At 62.2% G+C, this 16,835-nt stretch carries 18 protein-coding genes; 14 read left to right on the top strand and 4 right to left on the bottom strand.

Translation table 11 applies throughout. The features are described 5' to 3' along the window. The first annotated feature begins 230 nt into the window (after window positions 1-230). The 5 genes from AC6HU3_RS02820 to AC6HU3_RS02800 are packed head-to-tail and all read left to right on the top strand — an operon-like array spanning window position 231 to window position 4,302. Window positions 231-1,016 (top strand): SDR family NAD(P)-dependent oxidoreductase, encoded by a 786-nt coding sequence (locus AC6HU3_RS02820; protein ID WP_497474477.1) that lies wholly within the window; start codon window positions 231-233, stop codon window positions 1,014-1,016. After that, window positions 1,013-1,723: a fumarylacetoacetate hydrolase family protein gene (locus AC6HU3_RS02815; protein WP_497474475.1), complete on the top strand. Its 711-nt coding sequence runs from the start codon at window positions 1,013-1,015 to the stop codon at window positions 1,721-1,723. The genes AC6HU3_RS02820 and AC6HU3_RS02815 overlap by 4 nt, the downstream gene beginning before the upstream one ends. Next, a complete protein-coding gene (locus AC6HU3_RS02810; protein ID WP_497474473.1) occupies window positions 1,716-2,552 on the top strand; it encodes an eIF2B alpha/beta/delta subunit family protein in 837 nt (278 codons plus the stop codon). Before AC6HU3_RS02815 ends, AC6HU3_RS02810 begins: the two co-directional genes overlap by 8 nt. Next, complete coding sequence (locus AC6HU3_RS02805; RefSeq protein WP_497474471.1) at window positions 2,549-3,517, top strand: D-alanine--D-alanine ligase; 969 nt, start codon at window positions 2,549-2,551, stop codon at window positions 3,515-3,517. The genes AC6HU3_RS02810 and AC6HU3_RS02805 overlap by 4 nt, the downstream gene beginning before the upstream one ends. Further along, complete coding sequence (locus AC6HU3_RS02800; protein ID WP_497474469.1) at window positions 3,514-4,302, top strand: competence/damage-inducible protein A; 789 nt, start codon at window positions 3,514-3,516, stop codon at window positions 4,300-4,302. The genes AC6HU3_RS02805 and AC6HU3_RS02800 overlap by 4 nt, the downstream gene beginning before the upstream one ends. On the opposite strand, the gene AC6HU3_RS02795 is transcribed toward AC6HU3_RS02800, so the two are convergent. Continuing rightward, window positions 4,291-5,511, bottom strand: coding sequence for an MFS transporter (locus AC6HU3_RS02795; protein WP_497474468.1), 1,221 nt, complete (start codon window positions 5,509-5,511; stop codon window positions 4,291-4,293). The genes AC6HU3_RS02800 and AC6HU3_RS02795 overlap by 12 nt on opposite strands. Before the next feature lie 228 nt (window positions 5,512-5,739). Here AC6HU3_RS02795 and AC6HU3_RS02790 point away from each other — a divergent pair, with 228 nt between their 5' ends. The 5 genes from AC6HU3_RS02790 (at window position 5,740) to AC6HU3_RS02770 (ending at window position 10,444) form a co-directional block, all read left to right on the top strand. Continuing rightward, window positions 5,740-6,219 carry an Hsp20/alpha crystallin family protein gene (locus tag AC6HU3_RS02790; RefSeq protein ID WP_497474466.1) on the top strand — a complete coding sequence of 160 codons (480 nt, stop codon included), beginning with the start codon at window positions 5,740-5,742 and terminating at the stop codon, window positions 6,217-6,219. 99 nt (window positions 6,220-6,318) lie between these two features. Then, window positions 6,319-6,993, top strand: a complete 675-nt coding sequence (locus AC6HU3_RS02785) for an HAD family hydrolase (RefSeq protein ID WP_497474464.1) — start codon at window positions 6,319-6,321, stop codon at window positions 6,991-6,993. 80 nt (window positions 6,994-7,073) lie between these two features. After that, window positions 7,074-7,685 carry a lysophospholipid acyltransferase family protein gene (locus AC6HU3_RS02780; RefSeq protein WP_497474463.1) on the top strand — a complete coding sequence of 204 codons (612 nt, stop codon included), beginning with the start codon at window positions 7,074-7,076 and terminating at the stop codon, window positions 7,683-7,685. Window positions 7,686-7,820: 135 nt separating this feature from the next. Beyond that, window positions 7,821-9,539 carry a hypothetical protein gene (locus AC6HU3_RS02775; protein ID WP_497474461.1) on the top strand — a complete coding sequence of 573 codons (1,719 nt, stop codon included), beginning with the start codon at window positions 7,821-7,823 and terminating at the stop codon, window positions 9,537-9,539. Beyond that, entirely contained in the window at window positions 9,506-10,444 is a 939-nt protein-coding gene (locus AC6HU3_RS02770; protein ID WP_497474460.1) for a hypothetical protein, read from the top strand. The genes AC6HU3_RS02775 and AC6HU3_RS02770 overlap by 34 nt, the downstream gene beginning before the upstream one ends. Window positions 10,445-10,457: 13 nt before the next feature. On the opposite strand, the gene AC6HU3_RS02765 is transcribed toward AC6HU3_RS02770, so the two are convergent. From AC6HU3_RS02765 to AC6HU3_RS02755, 3 genes are read right to left on the bottom strand one after another with little or no spacing between them, the layout of a single operon-like run. Further along, complete coding sequence (locus AC6HU3_RS02765; RefSeq protein ID WP_497474458.1) at window positions 10,458-12,764, bottom strand: DEAD/DEAH box helicase; 2,307 nt, start codon at window positions 12,762-12,764, stop codon at window positions 10,458-10,460. A 1-nt stretch (window position 12,765) separates the two neighbouring features. After that, on the bottom strand, window positions 12,766-13,533 hold the full coding sequence (locus AC6HU3_RS02760) for a class I SAM-dependent DNA methyltransferase (RefSeq protein ID WP_497474456.1): 768 nt from the start codon (window positions 13,531-13,533) through the stop codon (window positions 12,766-12,768). Next, on the bottom strand, window positions 13,530-14,246 hold the full coding sequence (locus AC6HU3_RS02755; protein ID WP_497474454.1) for a TrmH family RNA methyltransferase: 717 nt from the start codon (window positions 14,244-14,246) through the stop codon (window positions 13,530-13,532). Before AC6HU3_RS02755 ends, AC6HU3_RS02760 begins: the two co-directional genes overlap by 4 nt. A 254-nt stretch (window positions 14,247-14,500) precedes the next feature. Between AC6HU3_RS02755 and AC6HU3_RS02750 the strand changes: the two genes are divergently transcribed. Genes AC6HU3_RS02750 through AC6HU3_RS02735 form a run of 4 tightly spaced genes read left to right on the top strand, consistent with a single transcriptional unit; the run spans window position 14,501 to window position 16,828 of the window. Beyond that, a complete protein-coding gene (locus tag AC6HU3_RS02750) occupies window positions 14,501-15,007 on the top strand; it encodes a GspH/FimT family pseudopilin (RefSeq protein ID WP_497474452.1) in 507 nt (168 codons plus the stop codon). After that, window positions 14,997-15,386 (top strand): type II secretion system protein, encoded by a 390-nt coding sequence (locus tag AC6HU3_RS02745; RefSeq protein WP_497474450.1) that lies wholly within the window; start codon window positions 14,997-14,999, stop codon window positions 15,384-15,386. The genes AC6HU3_RS02750 and AC6HU3_RS02745 overlap by 11 nt, the downstream gene beginning before the upstream one ends. Further along, window positions 15,386-16,363 (top strand): PilW family protein, encoded by a 978-nt coding sequence (locus AC6HU3_RS02740; protein ID WP_497474448.1) that lies wholly within the window; start codon window positions 15,386-15,388, stop codon window positions 16,361-16,363. Before AC6HU3_RS02745 ends, AC6HU3_RS02740 begins: the two co-directional genes overlap by 1 nt. A gap of 9 nt (window positions 16,364-16,372) precedes the next feature. Next, window positions 16,373-16,828 carry a hypothetical protein gene (locus tag AC6HU3_RS02735; RefSeq protein WP_497474446.1) on the top strand — a complete coding sequence of 152 codons (456 nt, stop codon included), beginning with the start codon at window positions 16,373-16,375 and terminating at the stop codon, window positions 16,826-16,828. The last annotated feature ends 7 nt before the right edge of the window (window positions 16,829-16,835 follow it).

The following is a 16,835-nucleotide window of genomic DNA, read 5'->3' as shown; positions in this document are numbered from 1 at the left end:
CGGAGGATCCCCACCTCCCTTTCACCCCTGTCCGAACTCTTGTCCGGAGGACACAACGCTATTTTGCAAAATTCCCTTGGGGCGTGTATAATTTGAACCCAACCGAAGCATCCCGCATGAGCAAGGAGGAGATGGATGCCCTGCGGACGGAAGCGTAAGTTGCGCAAAATCAAGAAACACAAGCTGAAAAAGCGCCGCAAGAAGATGCGCCACAAGAAGAAGAAACGCTGATGAAACTTGCCGGCAGGGTTGCCCTCATCACGGGAGCCAGCCGCGGGATCGGAGAAGCCCTGGCCCGGGAACTCGCCCGGGAGGGGGTTTATCTTGTCCTTGGCGCCCGCACAGCCGACAGAGTCGAGGCCCTCGCCCGGGAACTTCGGGACGCCCACGGGATCCGCGCCCGGGCCTATGCCCTGGACGTGACGGATCGCGCTTCCATTCAGCACTTCGTGGGGGCCGCGCTGGAAGAGATGAACTCCCTGGATATCCTGGTGAACAACGCGGGCGTGGGCTTTGAAGGACCCATCGAGTCGGTGGAGCCGGAAGACTATGACCGGGTGATGAAAACCAACCTGGAAGGGGCCTTCTGGCTCACCCGGGAAGTGGTTCCCATCATGAAACAGCAGGGCCAGGGGATGATCGTCAACATCTCCAGCCTGGCGGGGTATGTGGGCCTTCCCCGCTGGAGCCTCTATCACATGTCCAAATTCGGCATCCGGGGGTTCACGGAATCCCTGCGGCTGGAGCTCAAGCCCTTCGGCATTCATGTGATGGGGGTGTATCCGGGGCCTGTGAAAACGGGCTTCTTCAAGCACGCTGTGGTGAAAACCTCCCGTTCCCTTGAAGCCCGGGGCGGGCGTTTCCTCACCCCGGACACAATGGCCCGCGCCATCGTGCGGGGGATGAAAAAGAACAAACGGGATGTGTTCGGGACCTTTTCCTGGTGGTTCATCGCGGCCCTGGCCTCCCGCTATCCCGCCCTGGCCGACTGGGTGATCCTCCGGTTCGGACGATGAAATTCGCACGGATTCTGGTGGGGGACGAGATTCTGGAACGGTGGTTTGACGGGGATCGTCCGCCGGTTCCGGGTCGCCTTCTTCCTCCGGCCACCCCGCGCCAGATTTTCGGTGTGGGGCTGAATTTCCGGGACCACATCGGGGAGACCGGCAGCCTTCAGGAGGTCCCCGAGACCCCCGTGATCTTCATGAAACCCCTCTCCAGCCTGGCGGCACCGGGCGATCCCGTCCGGATCCCGTCCGGCGTGGGTCGGGTGGACTATGAAGGGGAGCTGGCCGTGGTGGTGGGCGAACCCCTTTTCCGGGCCACACCCGAGGAGGTCCAGTTGGCCATCGCGGGCTACACCCTGGCCCTGGACGTCACCGCCCGGGACCTTCAGAAAAAAGAACCCCAGTGGATCCGGGCGAAAGGATTTGTGACCTTCTGCCCGCTGGGGCCCTATCTCGTGCGGGAGTTTCCGGAAGATGACCTCCTGACCACCCGGGTGAACGGAGAGGTTCGCCAGCAGGCCCCTCTTTCCGCCATGATCCGCAAACCCTGGGAGATCCTTTCCTTCATCAGCCAGTTCGCCGTTCTGTTCCCTGACGACGTGGTGCTCCTGGGGACGCCCCGTGGGGTGGGTCCCCTTGCGCCCGGGGATCGGGTGGAGGTGGAGGTCCCCACCATCGGTGTGCTGTCCGTTCCGGTGGAGGGGGAAGATGGCTGATCTGGAACAGGCCTGGGAGAACCTTCTTCAGGATTTCACCCGTGGTTCCAGCCTCCTCTTTGTGGAAACCCTTAAACTTCTGGAACAATTTGCCCGGAAAGGCGAAGACGTCCGTCCCCGTCTTTCGGCCATGCGGGAAGCCCATCCCACCATGGCCCTCTTCATCAAACTGGAACGGGTCTGGTCCGAGAAAGACGAGGTGACCCCTGAAGACATCCAGAAACTCCGGAAAGTCTTTCTCAAAGCCCAGGATCGAGCCGTTCAGCACGCGGTGGATCGTCTCCTCAAGCTCCGGCCGACCCGGGTGCTCACCTATTCTTACAGCGGGATGGTGCTGAAGGTGCTCCAGCGCCTCCGGAATCCCCGGCCCACCGTGATCATTTCGGAAGGGAGGCCGGATCTGGAGGGAAAGGTGCTTGCCGAACAGCTTGCCGATCTCGGATTTTCCGTCATCTACACGACGGACATGGGCCTGTTCCCCCTTCTCCAGGAGGTGCGGGTGGTGCTGGTGGGGGCGGATGCGGTGGTTCCGTGGGGGGTGGTGAACAAAGCGGGAACGTCGGGGGTGTGTGCCGTGGCCCGGCGGATGGAAAAAGACGTGTTTGCCCTGGGGCTGTCCTTCAAGTTTCTGACCCTTCAAGAAAGCCGTCTTTTTGCCTTTCAGGATGCACCGGACGGAGTGTGGGAGAACGCTCCGCAGAACGTGACCACCCGGGTTCCCCTCTTTGACGTCACCCCCTTTGACGACTTTTCCGGGATCCTCACGGAGAACGGCGTGCTCTCTCCCACGGAAGCCCGTCTCCTCACCGAGCAGGAGGTGGTCTGGTGAACCGGCCGGATCGTGAAGCCCTGAAAAGACGGATCGGCGATCGCCCGGTGGTGGTGCTCGCCGGGGGATGGTCCCGGGAACGGGAGGTGTCTCTCCGCTCGGGACGCAACGTTCACGCCTCCCTGGAACGCCAGGGGTTTCGGACGGTTTTGCTGGACATGACCCGGCAGTATCTCCTGGATCTTCAAAAACTGGACCCGGCTGTGGTGGTGATCATGCTCCACGGAAGCCCCGGAGAGGACGGAACCGTGCAGGGAGCCCTGGAAACCCTCGGCATTCCCTACACGGGATCCGGGGTGCTGGCCTCGGCCCTGGGCATGGACAAGTGGCTCTCCACCCTCCTCTTTCAGGCCGCGGGTCTCCCCGTGATCCCCACCGTCCTGATCCCGGGATCGGTGAATCCCGAAACGAAGCGATCCGAACTTGCCCAGCTCCAGGCTCCCTACATCACCAAGCCCCGTGCGGAAGGGTCCTCCATCGGAATGGAGATCTATGAAACGCTGGACGCCCTCCTGGAGGGCCTGCCCCGGTTGCAGGAAGAATTCGGGGATATGCTGGTCCAGCCCTTCCTTCCGGGACGCACGGTGACCACGGGGATTCTGGGCACAGGAGAGGGGGCCTTTGCCCTACCCGTGCTGGAACTTCGCCCGAAGGAGCGGCCGTTCTACGATTATGAAGCCAAATACACCCACGGCGCCACGGAGTTTATCCTGCCTGCCGAGCTCCCGGAGGACCTGTATCGGGATCTTCAGGAAGCTTCCGTCCGGGCCCATCGTCTGCTGGGATGCCGTGGGTTTTCCCGGGTGGACGGGCTGGTGGTGGGGGATGCCTTTTATTTGCTGGAGGTGAACACCATCCCGGGGATGACGGATCTTTCGGATCTCCCCGCCCAGGCGAAGGCGGCGGGGATTTCCTATGACGAACTGGTTCTCTGGATTCTCCAGTCCGCCTTTGAACAGGCATGACCTTCCAGACGGCAGGCCTTCTCACGGTCGGCCGGGAAGTGCTCATCGGCCGGATTACGGACACCAACGCCTCTTATCTTTCCCGTGAACTCACCCGTCGCGGCGTCCAGGTGGTCCGCCGGGCCACCGTGGACGACGATCCGGAGGAAATCCGGTCGGGTCTCCGGTTTCTCCGGAAGAAGGCGGCCCTTGTGGTCACCTGCGGAGGCCTGGGGCCCACGGACGACGACCTCACCCTGGAGGCCGTGAGCGAGGCCCTGGGACGCAAACTCCGGGAAGATCCCGGAGTTCGAGACCATCTCACCCAGCGTCTCCGGCGTCTTCGGGGAGCGGAAGCGCTTAAGAGTCCGGCGTATGTTCGGGCCATTGCCAAGATGTCCCGGGTTCCGGAAGGGGCGGTGTGGCTGGAGAACGGGGTGGGGGCTGCTCCAGGAATATGGATTGGGGAAGAACGGGGCGGGGTGCTGCTTCTTCCGGGGGTGCCGGAGGAGATGAAGGATCTTTTGGAGAAGTTTTTCAACCGGTTTGGGGATCACTTTCCCCGTCGCGTTTCGGTGGAGGAGGTGTTTGAAAGCCCGGTCCCCTATGAGGCCCTCCTTGCCCCCCATCTGGAGGCGGTGCGAAGGCGCTTCCCGGACGTGTATGTGAAAAGTCACGTCCGTCCCGGTGAACGTCCCCGGATCGCCATCCAGGTGTTCGCCGAAAGCGAAGAATCCGCCCGGGCACGCATTCAGGAAGTGTGGAACGCCCTCCGCTCCCGGGTGGGGCCTTCGTCATCCTCCTGAGTCCCCGGGAGATCCGGGCGGCGGTCGGTCGGGCATGAGGGCAAGGAGAAGGAGGAGCCCCCCCGCTGCGATCACCACCGGTCCAAAGCCGATGTGATCGGCCAGGATTCCCGAAAGGCCACTGGCAAGGACCACCAGCACACCCCCCAGACCTTCCTTGAGGGCGAAGGCCCGTCCCCGCTCTTCCCGGCCAAACCGTTTCTGGAGAAGGGTGTCCACGCCCACGAGCAGGGGGGCCATGCCCACGCCCACGACCAGGCTTCCCCCATACAGCACCGCAAGATCCCTCACAAAGGAGATGCCGAGAAAGGCGCCGCCAAGGAGAAGAAGACTGATCCGAATGGACAGGGGCAGGAACCGATCGGGGAGAAAACCCATGCCGAAGATCCCGACCCCCAGTCCCAGGGCGAGCAACCCTCCTGCCACCCCCACCCCGGCCGTTCCCCCTCCCAGATTCTGCTGGACGAGGGGAACCAGCAGGCTCAGGGCCAACCCGCTCGCGGCAAAGAAGCCGGCAGCCCCGGCATAGGCCAGGCCTCCCCGCCGGAGGAGCCCGCCCAGACCCCTCGGAGGGAACCGGAGGCTTTCGGAAAGGGCATGATTGGAGGAACCGCGGGAGGCGGAGAGCGGGGAATCGGCGGGCAGGGCGAGAAGGATGAGGAAAGAGGCGAAATAGGTGAAGCTGTTGGCAAGAAAACTCCGGGAAGGCCCGAGGTGATCGGCCAGGAACCCTCCACCCACCGCCCCCACCAGGGTGGTGAGCCGAACCACGATGGCGTTCAGGCTGTTGGCAGGAAGGAGGAGGGCCCGGGGGACCAGATCGGGCAGGTACGCGCCTTTAGCGACGTTGAACAGAAGGGTGAGGCCCACCCAGAGGAAGGCCAGGCCATACACCCCCGCCAGGGGGGCACCTTCCATGGCCGCAAGGGCAAAGCCAAACAGCAACAGCACCCGGATGAGGTCCGCGGCAAGAAGGAGGCGCTTCCGGGAAACCCGGTCCGTGATCCGGCCCACGAAGGGGGAGAACAGAATGATGGGCAGGGCAAGAATCACCCCCAGTCCCCCGAACACGCTGTAAGATCCGGGATGGGATGCCCCGAGGAGGGCCACCAGGGCCATGTGGCCCACCCGGTCGCCAATCTGGGAGATTCCGTTGGCCAGGGTGAGGCCCCAGAAGGCCCAGTATCGTCTGGAGAACAGTACCCTCATGGTGCGAACGTCCTAACGGTACAGCCCCGCCCTCGAACCGTCCCGGAGCGTTCACCCTGTGGGGACCCCGGACAGAGGGTGGGCGTCCGGACGCTGATCCGGAGGGGAAACCCTGCCCCTTGACAACGCAATGTCATGAGATTATAATACATATGCTCACGAAGATTATCTTACTGGTCTTTGGAGGGAAGGTGAACGGAAGGGACGCACCGAACAGGAGGTGGAGCCATGAAAGGGACCCTGATGAAACGGGAAACCCTGGGCTACACCTCTCCGGTGTCCCTCATCCGGGAGATTGACCGGGCGCTGGACGATATCTTCCGCCGGTTCTTCGGAGCCTATGAACCGGCGGCGGTGACGGAGTCCGGTGAGATGGTGTGGACCCCTGCGGTGGATGTGGTGGAGACGCCCGATTCCTTCGAGGTGTACATGGTGCTCCCCCATGCGGATTCGAATTCCCTGAAGGTGCGAGCGCAGGACAATGCGCTGGTGATTTCGGGTGAGACCCGGATGCCCTATGAGGTGAAGGACGACACCACGGTGCTCTATAACGAGGTGCTGTGGGGTCGGTTCCACCGGAGCATCCAGCTTCCGGCTCCGGTGAACTGGGAGAAGGTGAAAGCGGAGTATCGGAATGGCCTCCTCCACGTGCATCTGCCGAAGGCGGAGGAGGTGAAGACCCGGGAGATCCGGATCGAGGTGAAGTGAGGTGGGGAGGATGAGAACCCAGGGGCGGGGCCTGTGGCCCCGCCCCTTTTGATTTCTGGACCGGATGGTTCACCGGAAAACCTGGATCATTCTTTCATCATGAAGCCTCAAACCCCGGCGGTCATCTTTTTTGATGTGGGCCATACCCTGGCCTTTCCGCCGGACCGGTTTTTTCTGGATGTGGCCCGGGCGTTTGGAGGCGATGCCCGGATGGAGACCCTGCGGGAGGCGGAAGCCCGGGCCCGCCGGGTGTATGAGGAGGAGGTGGTCCGCCGGGGAACCGCCCTGCTCTGGCGGGTGTTTTTCGACGCCTTCTTTGACGGGCTTCGCATTCCTCCGTCCCGGTGGGATCAGGCTTTTGAAGCGGTGAAACAGGCCCACGCGCAGGGGATCGGGATTTTTCACGACGTTCCCCGTGAGGTGTATGCCTTTCTCCGCCGGCTCAAAGCCCGGGGGATTCCGATGGGGGTGATCTCCAACGCGGATCGCCGCCTCCGGGCTCAGCTCCGGTTTCTGGGGCTGGAGGACTTTTTCCGATGGATCCTGGTCTCGGAAGAGGTGGGGGTGGAAAAACCCCATCCCCGGATCTTTGAACTCGCACTGGAGCAGTGCGGTGTGGAGCCGGAGCGGGTGGTGTATGTGGGGGATTATCTCCTTCTGGATGCCGAACCTGCTCGGAAACTGGGGATCCGGGCATGGGTGCTGGACCGACTGGGGATCTATCCTGACGATCCCTTTCGGATTTCCCGGCTTGACCATCTCCCGGTGGGATAGGGGGAACGGGTTGCCCTTTCACCGGGGGGAACGTATACTTGACGCCAGCCAGCGCAGAATCGGGATGGGTGGGAGAACGGATGCGTCTGCGATCGTTTTTGCTGTCCCCTCCGGGAGAATGGCTTGCCTTCGGGCTGTACACGGCCTGGGTGTATAGCCTCCGGGTTCAGAGAAGTGGGGAGGATCCACCGCCCCCCGTGCTGTATGTGTTCTGGCACAGCAAGGACTTTGTTCTTCCCCGCACCCACCGGAACAGCCAGGTGGGGGTTCTGGTGTCCCGGCATGAGGATGGGGAACTCCCCGCCCGTCTCATCCGCCGGTTCGGTCTCATCCCCGTGCGCGGCTCGGCCACCCGGGGCGGCGTGGCAGCGGTGAAGGAGATGATCCGCCTTGTGCAAAACGGGCACAGTCTGGGGATCACACCCGACGGGCCCCGGGGACCCCGGTTCCGGATGAAACCCGAGGTGGTGAAACTCGCCCGGAAACTGTCCCTTCCCATCGTTCCGGTGGGGGTGGCGTATGGGTGGAAGTGGATGGCTCCGAGCTGGGACCGGTATGAACTCCCCTTTCCCGGAAGCCGGGTGGCGGTGGTGCTGGGCGAACCCCTGGATCCCCACACCCTCACGCCGGAAGAGGCCGAACGGGCCCTTATGGCCGTGAACGCCGAGGCGGAAAAGATGCTGAGAAGTTAGGGTATACAATGCTTACGAAGACACTCCGTCGGTCCAGGTCTGGGGCGGCGCGTGTCTGGGCCTCATCTTTCCCTTGACAACCCGTCAGGGGGGGGGTATACTTATGCTGCGACGGCGGTAAGGGAGGCCAGAAGGATGATCCGTCAAGGTGTCTGGATCACTGGGGTGCTGGTGGTGGGGATGGGGGTGCTTTCCTGTTCCCGGGCCGGGAGAGAAACCCCTGAACCTTCTCTGCCGAACGTTGAAATCTATCCCCCGGAATCCATGCCCGAAGGCTGGACGTTTCTCGGTCAGAACGCCGATTCCTGGCAGCGCCAACCCTTTCAATCCCTGAATCTCCCCGGTTTTGTCCTGATGGATTCACTCTGGGAGGCGATCCGGGCGCGAAACGATACGATCTGGACGTTGACAACCACGACATTGGGTGACACGGTGGTCCTCCCTTCTCTCCCGTGGAGGGGCGAGGGGTGCCAGCAGGCGGTGGATCTTCCTCTCCTCCTGTATCCCTCGAGCGAAATCCAGTCCCCCACGTCCCCCCTGGAGATCCACATCCAGGTCCGTACGGATCAGGACGCTTCCTGGAAGGAGGCAAGGCGGTGGGGAAGTCCCTTCTGGATGTTTTTGAGGGAAGCGGACACGTCGTATGTTCCGGGGTGCATGCAGGAAGGACCGTTTGCGGATTCGGTGTTTCTCTGGGGTGGGGGGACGTGCTGGGGTGCGTTGGATCCGCTCCCCGGAGAATCCCTCCAGATCCGGCTGATTTTGCGGGGAGGGGATGCGGGGGTGACCTGGACGGTGGGGCTGTGGGGAGCGGGTTGGCGGTGGCGGAGTCCGGGGGAGGAGGTCTGGGATCTTCAATGGAGCGGGTTGCCGCGGGATTTTGGTCTGGAGGTTTCGGGGGCCCCGTGTTCGGGGAAGATCTGGATGTGGGGAAGGGTGGTGCGACAAGGGACCACGGTGGTGGATACGTTTGTGGGACTGTTTTATCTTCCGGCGCCCTTCAACGAGCGATATGAATCGAAGAAACCCAAAGTTTTTGCGCGTAATCTTCCTTCTCTGGGGGAGACCCTTCGCCTTGTGGCCCGTGTGAACGATGTGCAAAAAGAAACCACCCTGATCTTTCCCCGCTATGCGCTTGTGCCGGCAGAAACCCTTCTCCAGATCGTCAACCCGCCGGTGTGGCCTCTTGGACTCACAGAAGAAGGGGTGCTGATGCAGCGCTTCAGTGTGGACGGGGTACTGCTGGAGCGCTGGCGCTGGACGGGGGAGGTGGACACCCTGGTTCATCAGCCAGAACTCGCATACCGTTTCCTTGAGGCCGTGTATGATCAGGACGATCCTGCACTGGTTGTGGGCGTTCCATCCCGTGCGGGGGACTCCATTTTTGTGGTGTTTCATCCGCAGGGATATGTCGTGGATACACTGCACCTTGGAGGTGTTGTGGATCTGGTGGATCTCCCGGGGAAGCACCGGTGGCGAGCAGCGGTTGTAAAGGGGGGGTATCGCAGAACAGAACTATGGGCGGTGGATCTCCGGTGGGACGGCGAACGGTTGATTTCCGATACGCTTCACAAACTGGCTGAATGGGCAACAGAAGACGTTTTTGGCCCCTCCGTGGAGGCATTTACTGCACCCGACACGGGATGGAGTCGCTGGGCGGTGAGTCTGGATTCGTGTGCCGTGGAATTTTATGAGGGCGGCAATCTGGTGGCCCAGACCCGGCATTGTCCTGAATTCCAGGAGGTGCTGTGGGATCCGGACGGAAAAACGCTCACCGGAGTCTGGATGGAAAACGATACCGCAGCGAGGAGGGTGATTCAATGGGGCGTGCGATACGACTTGCCGGGATTTTGATTCTGCTTGCAGGGTGTGATTTTCGATCGCCCACGCGTGCTCCCGTGGGAGAGGAGTCCGTTCTATGGCTCACCTATGACGAATCCGATATCCCGGCCTATCCCGAGGTGGGGCTTCTTAAAATCTATCTTGCCTTCCTGCAGAGCCCCTTTCCGGAACTTGCATCCGCTGCGGACAGCGCTCTGGATACCTTTCCCGTGGAGCGGGTTCTGGCATGGGCGGAAGAAGAAGCCCGGGCGATGGGAACGTCTCTGGATTTTGCGGATCGTCCCCGGCTCCTTGTGGAAGATGGGACGTGCGCCGAAGGGCGAGTGAAGGGGTCAGGCCTCCTCTCGATTCACTGGCTGCTTGCATGTGTGAGGGCGCAGGTCTTTCCCACTGCATATCCAACACCCACAACATCAGGGGAGTACTGGGCAGAAGCAAATTATATGGTCAAGATCACCTCTTTCATCCCTTTCGGTGAAATCGGGACATTTGGACTCTCAATGGATGCAAACACGGTAAGTTTTTTTGGGTTGGGCGGGAACATCCCCCTTCGCCAGGACACCTCGTTTTCCCAACCCCTCTGGTGTGTGAATCTCCCGGAACTCACGATGCTGATCCTCTTCTTTCGCTCCCTCCCACGGGGGCTGACCCCCGAGGTGATCGCCACCCTTCCCAGCGATTTCCCCGTGGACCGTATTCCGGATCCAGGGGATTACTGCGATTATGATGGAGAAATTGAAAAAAGCACCAATGGCTTTTGGACGGTTGGAGGACCCGGTGGTGCGGGCTGGGCGCGGACAGAGTTTCATGTGCTGGGAACCTACGTCCTTCCGCCTCATGGGATCACCCGGAACTGTGATGTGGCGATGCAAATGGACGAGTCGGGGACGATTCGGGTTTCCAGAGGGTGCGATTAGACCATCTCTGGACTCACTTGTTTTTTCTCTCCCACAGCTCCAGAATGGCCAGGGCGCCGGCTTTGGAGAGGATGCGGTTGGCGTTCCCGCACTTGGGTGACTGGATGCAGGAGGGGCACCCAGAATCCAGCTCACACCGGCACCGTTCAATGCGGTCCCGCGTGGCGGCCACGATCCGTTCAAAGCGGGTGAAAGCCGCCTCCGTGAATCCCGCTCCTCCCTCCACGCCGTCATAGATGAACACGGTGGGCCGTTCGGTCTGGGGATGGAAGGGCGTGGAGAGCCCCCCGATGTCCGAGCGGTCCGCCAGAACCTCGGTGGGAAAAAGACCGATGCACCCATGCTCCGCCCCATGGAGCCCGGCGCCGATCTGGAAGGCGGGCAGAAACTCCGGAAGGGAGGGGTTGCGCCGCAGGATGTCCACCACGTCGTGGCGGGCATAGGCTTCCCAGATGGTGGACGCCTCTCCCACAAGCCACAGGGCGGTGGTGTCAAAGGCATAGCGGATGGGTTCTTCATACAGGATGGTGTCCAGCACCTCCCGGGTTCCCTTCCGATACCGGGTGAGTCCGATGTAGGTGCGGACCACACGGACATCGCCCAGGAACAGCCGCCAGGACCCCATGGGCCGCTCCTTCCGGATGCGCCGGATCTCGATGTCCGTGTCATAGTGGACTTCCGTTTCCACGGGAAGGCGGAAGGGCCGGACGAACACCCGGTGGGTTTCTTCTTCCCACCGGACCACTTCATAGGTCTCACCCAGGTGGTAATACACGGCAAAGGGGTAGGTCTCTTCAAACAGATGGGGCGGGGCAATGGTCCCCAGAAGCTCGCCCGTGGTTTCGTCCCAGATTTCCCAGGTGTCGCCCGTGTGGCGGAGCCCCACCCGGTGGATGAGTTCGTGACGGCGCATCCGGGAGAAAAACACCGATCCCCGCCGCGTCAGAAAGCGGTTGAAGAGCTCCGGACGGTTCTGGGCCAGGTCCTCCAGGGCCTCTCCAGCCTTCTCCCCAAAGATTCGTTGGAGAAGGCTTTCGTTCAGGGAAAAGCCGATCTCGGCGAGTTCCCACACCGCCATGGCGGCGTGCTGGGTCAGGACATAGGGGTTATGGGGCCACAGCACCGCCTCTTCCACCTGAAAGTCCAGGAGACGTTCGGGATGGTCCCGGTAATACTGATCCAGCGCATCCAGCGATGGCACGAAGATGCACAGCCCCGGAAGGGTTCGGCCCGCCCGGCCGCACCGCTGATAAAAGGCCATTTTGCTCCCCGGAAAGCCCACCACCAGTACGGCCGTCAGGTCACCGATGTCAATGCCCAGTTCCAGGGCGGATGTGGCCAGGAGCCCCATGAGTTCGCCGCTGGCCATGGCCTCCTGGATCTCCCGTCGAACTTCCGGAAGATACCCGGCGCGGTAGGGTGCGATGCGCTCCGCTTCCCGGTCCCGGATGTGGGCAAAGGCTTTTTCCACACCTCTCCGGGTTTTGGCAAAGGCCAGAACCCGGTGACCCTGGGCGATGAGGCGACGGGTCAGATAGGAGAGGATCACGTCCTGGGGCGGCTGGACGTCGTCCCCTTCTTTCACTTCGGCCACCATGTAGGTTTTTTCCGGTCGGGGGGCGCCGGATTCCCGGATCTCCACCACGTCCGAAAGGCCGGTGAGATCCCGGAAAAAGCGTTCTCCGCCTTCCAGCGTGGCCGAAAGCAGGAGATACCGGGGTGTTCCCCCATAAAAGCGCCACAGAAAGTTCAGCCTTCGGAGAACGGCTGCAAGATGACTTCCAAACACGCCCCGATAGACGTGGGCCTCATCCAGCACCACCAGGCGGAGCCTCCGGAGAAGGGCTTCCCACCGGGGGTGGAAGGGGAGAATGCTGGTGTGGAGCATTTCGGGGGTGGCAAGGAGGAGATGGGGGGGACGGCGCCGAATTTCCCGGCGAAGGGAGGTGGGGGTGTCTCCGGAAAGGATGGCGGTTCGGAGATCGGGGGAAAAGTCCTTCAACGCCCGCCGGATCTTGCGGTGCTGGTCTTCCAGCAGGGCTTTGAGGGGCGAAATATACAGGACGGTGACGTCAGGCTGTTCCAGATAGGCTTCCATCAGGGCGATCTGGTATACCAGGCTTTTCCCCGATGCGGTGGGGGTGGTGAGGGCCACGGCCGGGTGGGTGCGCAGGGCCCGTAGGGCCCGGGTCTGGTGGGTGTAGAGTCGGATGTTTTCCCGCTTCAGCCACGTCCGGACAGGTTCGGGAAGGTCCAGCCGTCCGTAGCGGGCTTTTCGGGGAGGAAGGCGAATCTCGTGGAGGATCTCCAGTCGCAGCACGTCAGGTTCCTTTGAGGGCCACCACCTGAATTCGGTTGTCCGTGGCGCGGGCGGGACGGAAAGAGAGGTGGCGGAACATCAGGATCTTCCGGAATCCGGCGCTCTGGAGGTGCTCCCGCAGTTCGTCAAGATCATAACCCTGTTCCTCATGGATTTCGTCCATGCGCTCATACAGCCCCGGAACCCGGGTGGGCACAAACACGGTGATCCAGAGGCGGGACCGTCTCCGTCGGGCGTCATAGGTGGTCCGCCAGATGGAGACGACGTGGCCAATCTCCTTCACCTTTTCGTCGTCCCCCCAGAAGTGCTCCAGCACCCATGGGGTGTTGACATCAAAGGTGAACAGGCCGCCGGGGGTGAGGATCCGGAAGGTTTCCCGGAAGGCTTGTTCAAGATCGTCGGGGGTGAGGAGGTTGTTGATGGAGTCGAACATGGAGAAGGCGGTGGTGAACGCCTCATTCCGGAAGGGAAGGGCCCGGAAGTCTGCCTGGACCAGGGGAATTCGGTGGTCCGTTTTCTCCCGGGCAACATCCAGCATGCTCCGGGAGGCGTCCAGTCCCACAACGGAATACCCTTTCCGGGCAAGAAGGTTCGTGGCGGTTCCGGTTCCGCATCCCAGGTCCAGAATGTTGCGGGGGGTATGGTGGACGCGCCGGAACAGTTCCAGGAGATAGTCCACCCACCGGGCATAGGGGACATCGCTCATCAGGGTGTCGTACACACGGCCCAGGGTGGTGAAGGCTCGTCGGGGATCCGGACCTGCCGTCATCCACGGGCCTCCCGGGAGGACCGCCGGATTTCGTACAGGGCGATGGCCGTGGCGCTGGCCACATTGAGGGATGCAAGCCCCGAGCCGGGAATGGTGACCACGGCATCGGCAAGGCGGAGGAGGGATTTCCGAACGCCTCGTTTCTCCGCACCCACCACGAGAAGGAGGGGGCGGAGGAAGGCGACGCGGTGGAGGGGTTTGCCCCCCGTTTCCAGGGCATAGATCCAGATTTCCCGTTCCCGGGCCTCTTCCAGAAAGCGGGGAAGGGAAGGCACCCGGCTCCAGAGGATCCGAGCGGCTCCGCCGCTGGAGGCATGGAGGAGTTCAATGGAAAGGGGAACGCTCCGGCGGGCGGGGAGAACCACACCGGTCCCGTGGAAAAAGGCCACGCTCCGTGCGATGTTGCCCGCATTGCCCACATCCTGCACCTCATCCAGCACCACCCCCACCCCCTTTTGCGCGATGAGCCGGTTCAGGAATACTTCGGGAGAGATGGGCTGGAGTTCGGAGAGACGGAACACCACGCCGGACGAGACCCCAAATCGCTCCTGAAAAACCGAGGGTTCCATCCGGTGGAGGGGGACCTTCTGTTCACGGATCTGGCGGTACACATCCCCGGGCAGGCGGACATCCCGGGAAATCCAGACGCCCTCCACCGGAAGTTCCCGGTGAAGGGCACGGCGAAGCTCCCCCACACCTTCCTGAAAGGCCATGGGCAAAAGATACGCAACGAAGGGGGAACCATCAAACCCTGCCCCTGAATGCCAGGTGCCTTTACGGAGGGTTCCACGGCACGAAAATTCGCAAAGCGCAAAAGAATTCGCAGGACGCAAATCCAACCGGAGGAGAAACGCCCGAAGGGTGGGCGATCCAGCCATGGATGGGTCTGGCAACATTTTTGCTCTCCATGAGATGGTTGACAATCTTGCAGGGGGCGCATATAGTTAATACACACAGGGAGGTGTGCATGGATCGCCTGCGGTCCCGGGGAATGACCCTGGTGGAAATCATGGTGGTGGTGGCCATTATGGCGGTGATCCTGGGGGCAGCATGGATGTCCTCTCGCGTTCTCCGGGGATCCCGCCCGGAACTGGAAGCGGCCTCCCGGGTGAAGGGGCTCTTTCAGCGTGCCCGGGCCATGGCCATGGCGGAGGGAACCTATGTCCGGGTGATCCGGAACGGAAACGAACTGGTGCTGGAAGCCTTTGTGGCCGACAGCAACCGGTGGGTGTTCCGGGGACGGGATGAACTGCCCCGTCTGGGATCCGGCTGCGCTGCGCCGCCGTCCGGGCTTTCACCGGTGGATACGGTGGTGGTGAACCTCACGGGTGCCCTCACGCCCCAGGGCATCATGGTGTTCTGTGATCCTTCGGGGGTTCATGCGGCGGGGGTGGAAATCACGCCGGGAGGGGCAGTCCGGATCTGGAAAAACCCCAACAATACAGGATGGAGGCTTTCGGAACATGAGAAATAAACGCCATCGGGGCATGACGCTGGTGGAGGTGCTGGTGGCCATCGCCCTCTTTGCCATTTTGCTGGGAGGGCTCGGTCCCCTCATGGTGAGCCAGGTCCGCCAGGCAGGCATGAATGTGACCCGGAACCGCCTTTCGGTGGTGGCCAGCAACATCCTGGAGCGGTATCATGCCCTGACGCCGGAGGCCCTTGCGGGCCTGGTGGGGTTTCATCAGGAAACGGTGGTGACCCAGACGCGACAGGGGGAGACGGTGTTTGTGAACATCACCATCCAGCCGGTGGACACGCAGTCCTATGAGATCCGGGTTCGGGCCGTCCCGTCTCTGGATCCCCGCCTGGCGGTGGAGGCGTGGACCCTCAAGCAGAGGGAGGCACCCTGATGAGAGCGATGGCGAACAATCACAGGGGATTCACCCTGGTGGAGATGATCGTGGTGGTGGCTCTCACCGCGATTTTCCTGGTGAGCGCCATTTCCCTCATGACCGCTTCGGCGCGCAGCCTTGCCTTTGCCCAGTCCGTGGGGGGGACGGTTACGGACGAGGCGGTGGCCGCCCGGATTCTCCAGTGGGATCTCTCCATGGCCGGATATGGGATCCCCCCCAATCTCTATGGTCGGTATGTCCCCCTGGAACTCTATGACAACGTGAACGCCCGCTCGGACAGCCTGGTGATCCGGGGGGTCAACCTGGGGGTGGAGCCCCAGCGGGGGAAGTGGAGCATTGTGCTGGAAGGTTCCTTTGTCCCCACCGACAGGGTGCTGGTTCTGCGGTGGAACCACCCCTTCCGGGATTTTGCCGTGGGAGACACGGTGCTCCTCATCACAGCGCTGGGAGGAAGCATCGAGAGTGCCGATTTTGATACGGCGGCGGTGACCGCCGTCCGGAATGTTCCCTGGACGGATCCCCGGTCGGGGACCACGTGGGAGGCGATGGAACTCACTCTGGACCGGAACGTCACACCCATCGCCGGCCTGGTGGCCTATGGCTCCAGCGGGATTCTGGCCGCGGAATATCATCTGGATCCGGCCACCAACCAGCTCCTCCGCAACGGGGAGGTCTTCATGGACGGGGTGTATGCCTTCCAGGTCCAGGTCTGGGTGGATGCCAACAACAACGGGATCGACGACCCGGGCGAGTGGCGGGACGATCTTTCCAATTTCCCACCGGACGATTTCCGCTTTCTCCGGGCCATCCGGGTTCAGGCCCTGGTTCTTCGGGGGTTTACCCGAAGAGAAGGGGCAAGCCCGGTTCCTCCTTCCGTGTCCATCGGGAACACCACCGTCAGCATTCCCCCTGCCCTGCGGGCGGAGAATTTTGGAGACCTTCTGGACGTGCAGGTGGCGCCCAAAAACCTGTAGGAGGACGTTATGAGGAACGAACGGGGTTCGGCGCTGGTGACGTTCATTGTGGTGGGCGCCTTTATTCTGGGACTGACGGCCGTGACCTATTTCACCGTCCAGCGGGCGCTGGAGGTTCAGGGCACGGTCCGGCGGGCGGTGCTGGCCTATCAGGCGGCCATGGGCGGAATGGATGTGCTGTTTTTCAGGGACAATGTGGAGCGGGCCGAGAGGGGAGACACCGTGCGGGTTTCGGTGGGCTTTCCCCATGGATACCAGGTGGATGCCTCCTCCCGCCGGCTCTTCTCCATTCCCGTTCCCGGTTCGTCCCTGCTCTTTGCCATGGGATATGAATCCATCGGTGCGGGAGCCGTGCGGGGAGGGATCGCCACGTATATCCTGGGGCTTTCCCAGGCGCGGGGAAGCGGTCTTCCGGCCCGGAGCCGGCTGGAAGCCCTGTATATCCGGCTTCTGGGTCTTCCATGAACACAAG

It is taken from the genome of Caldifarcimen microaerophilum, assembly GCF_055387105.1.
Note: the sequence above shows the minus strand (reverse complement) of the source record. Positions and strands in the feature narration are given on the sequence as shown.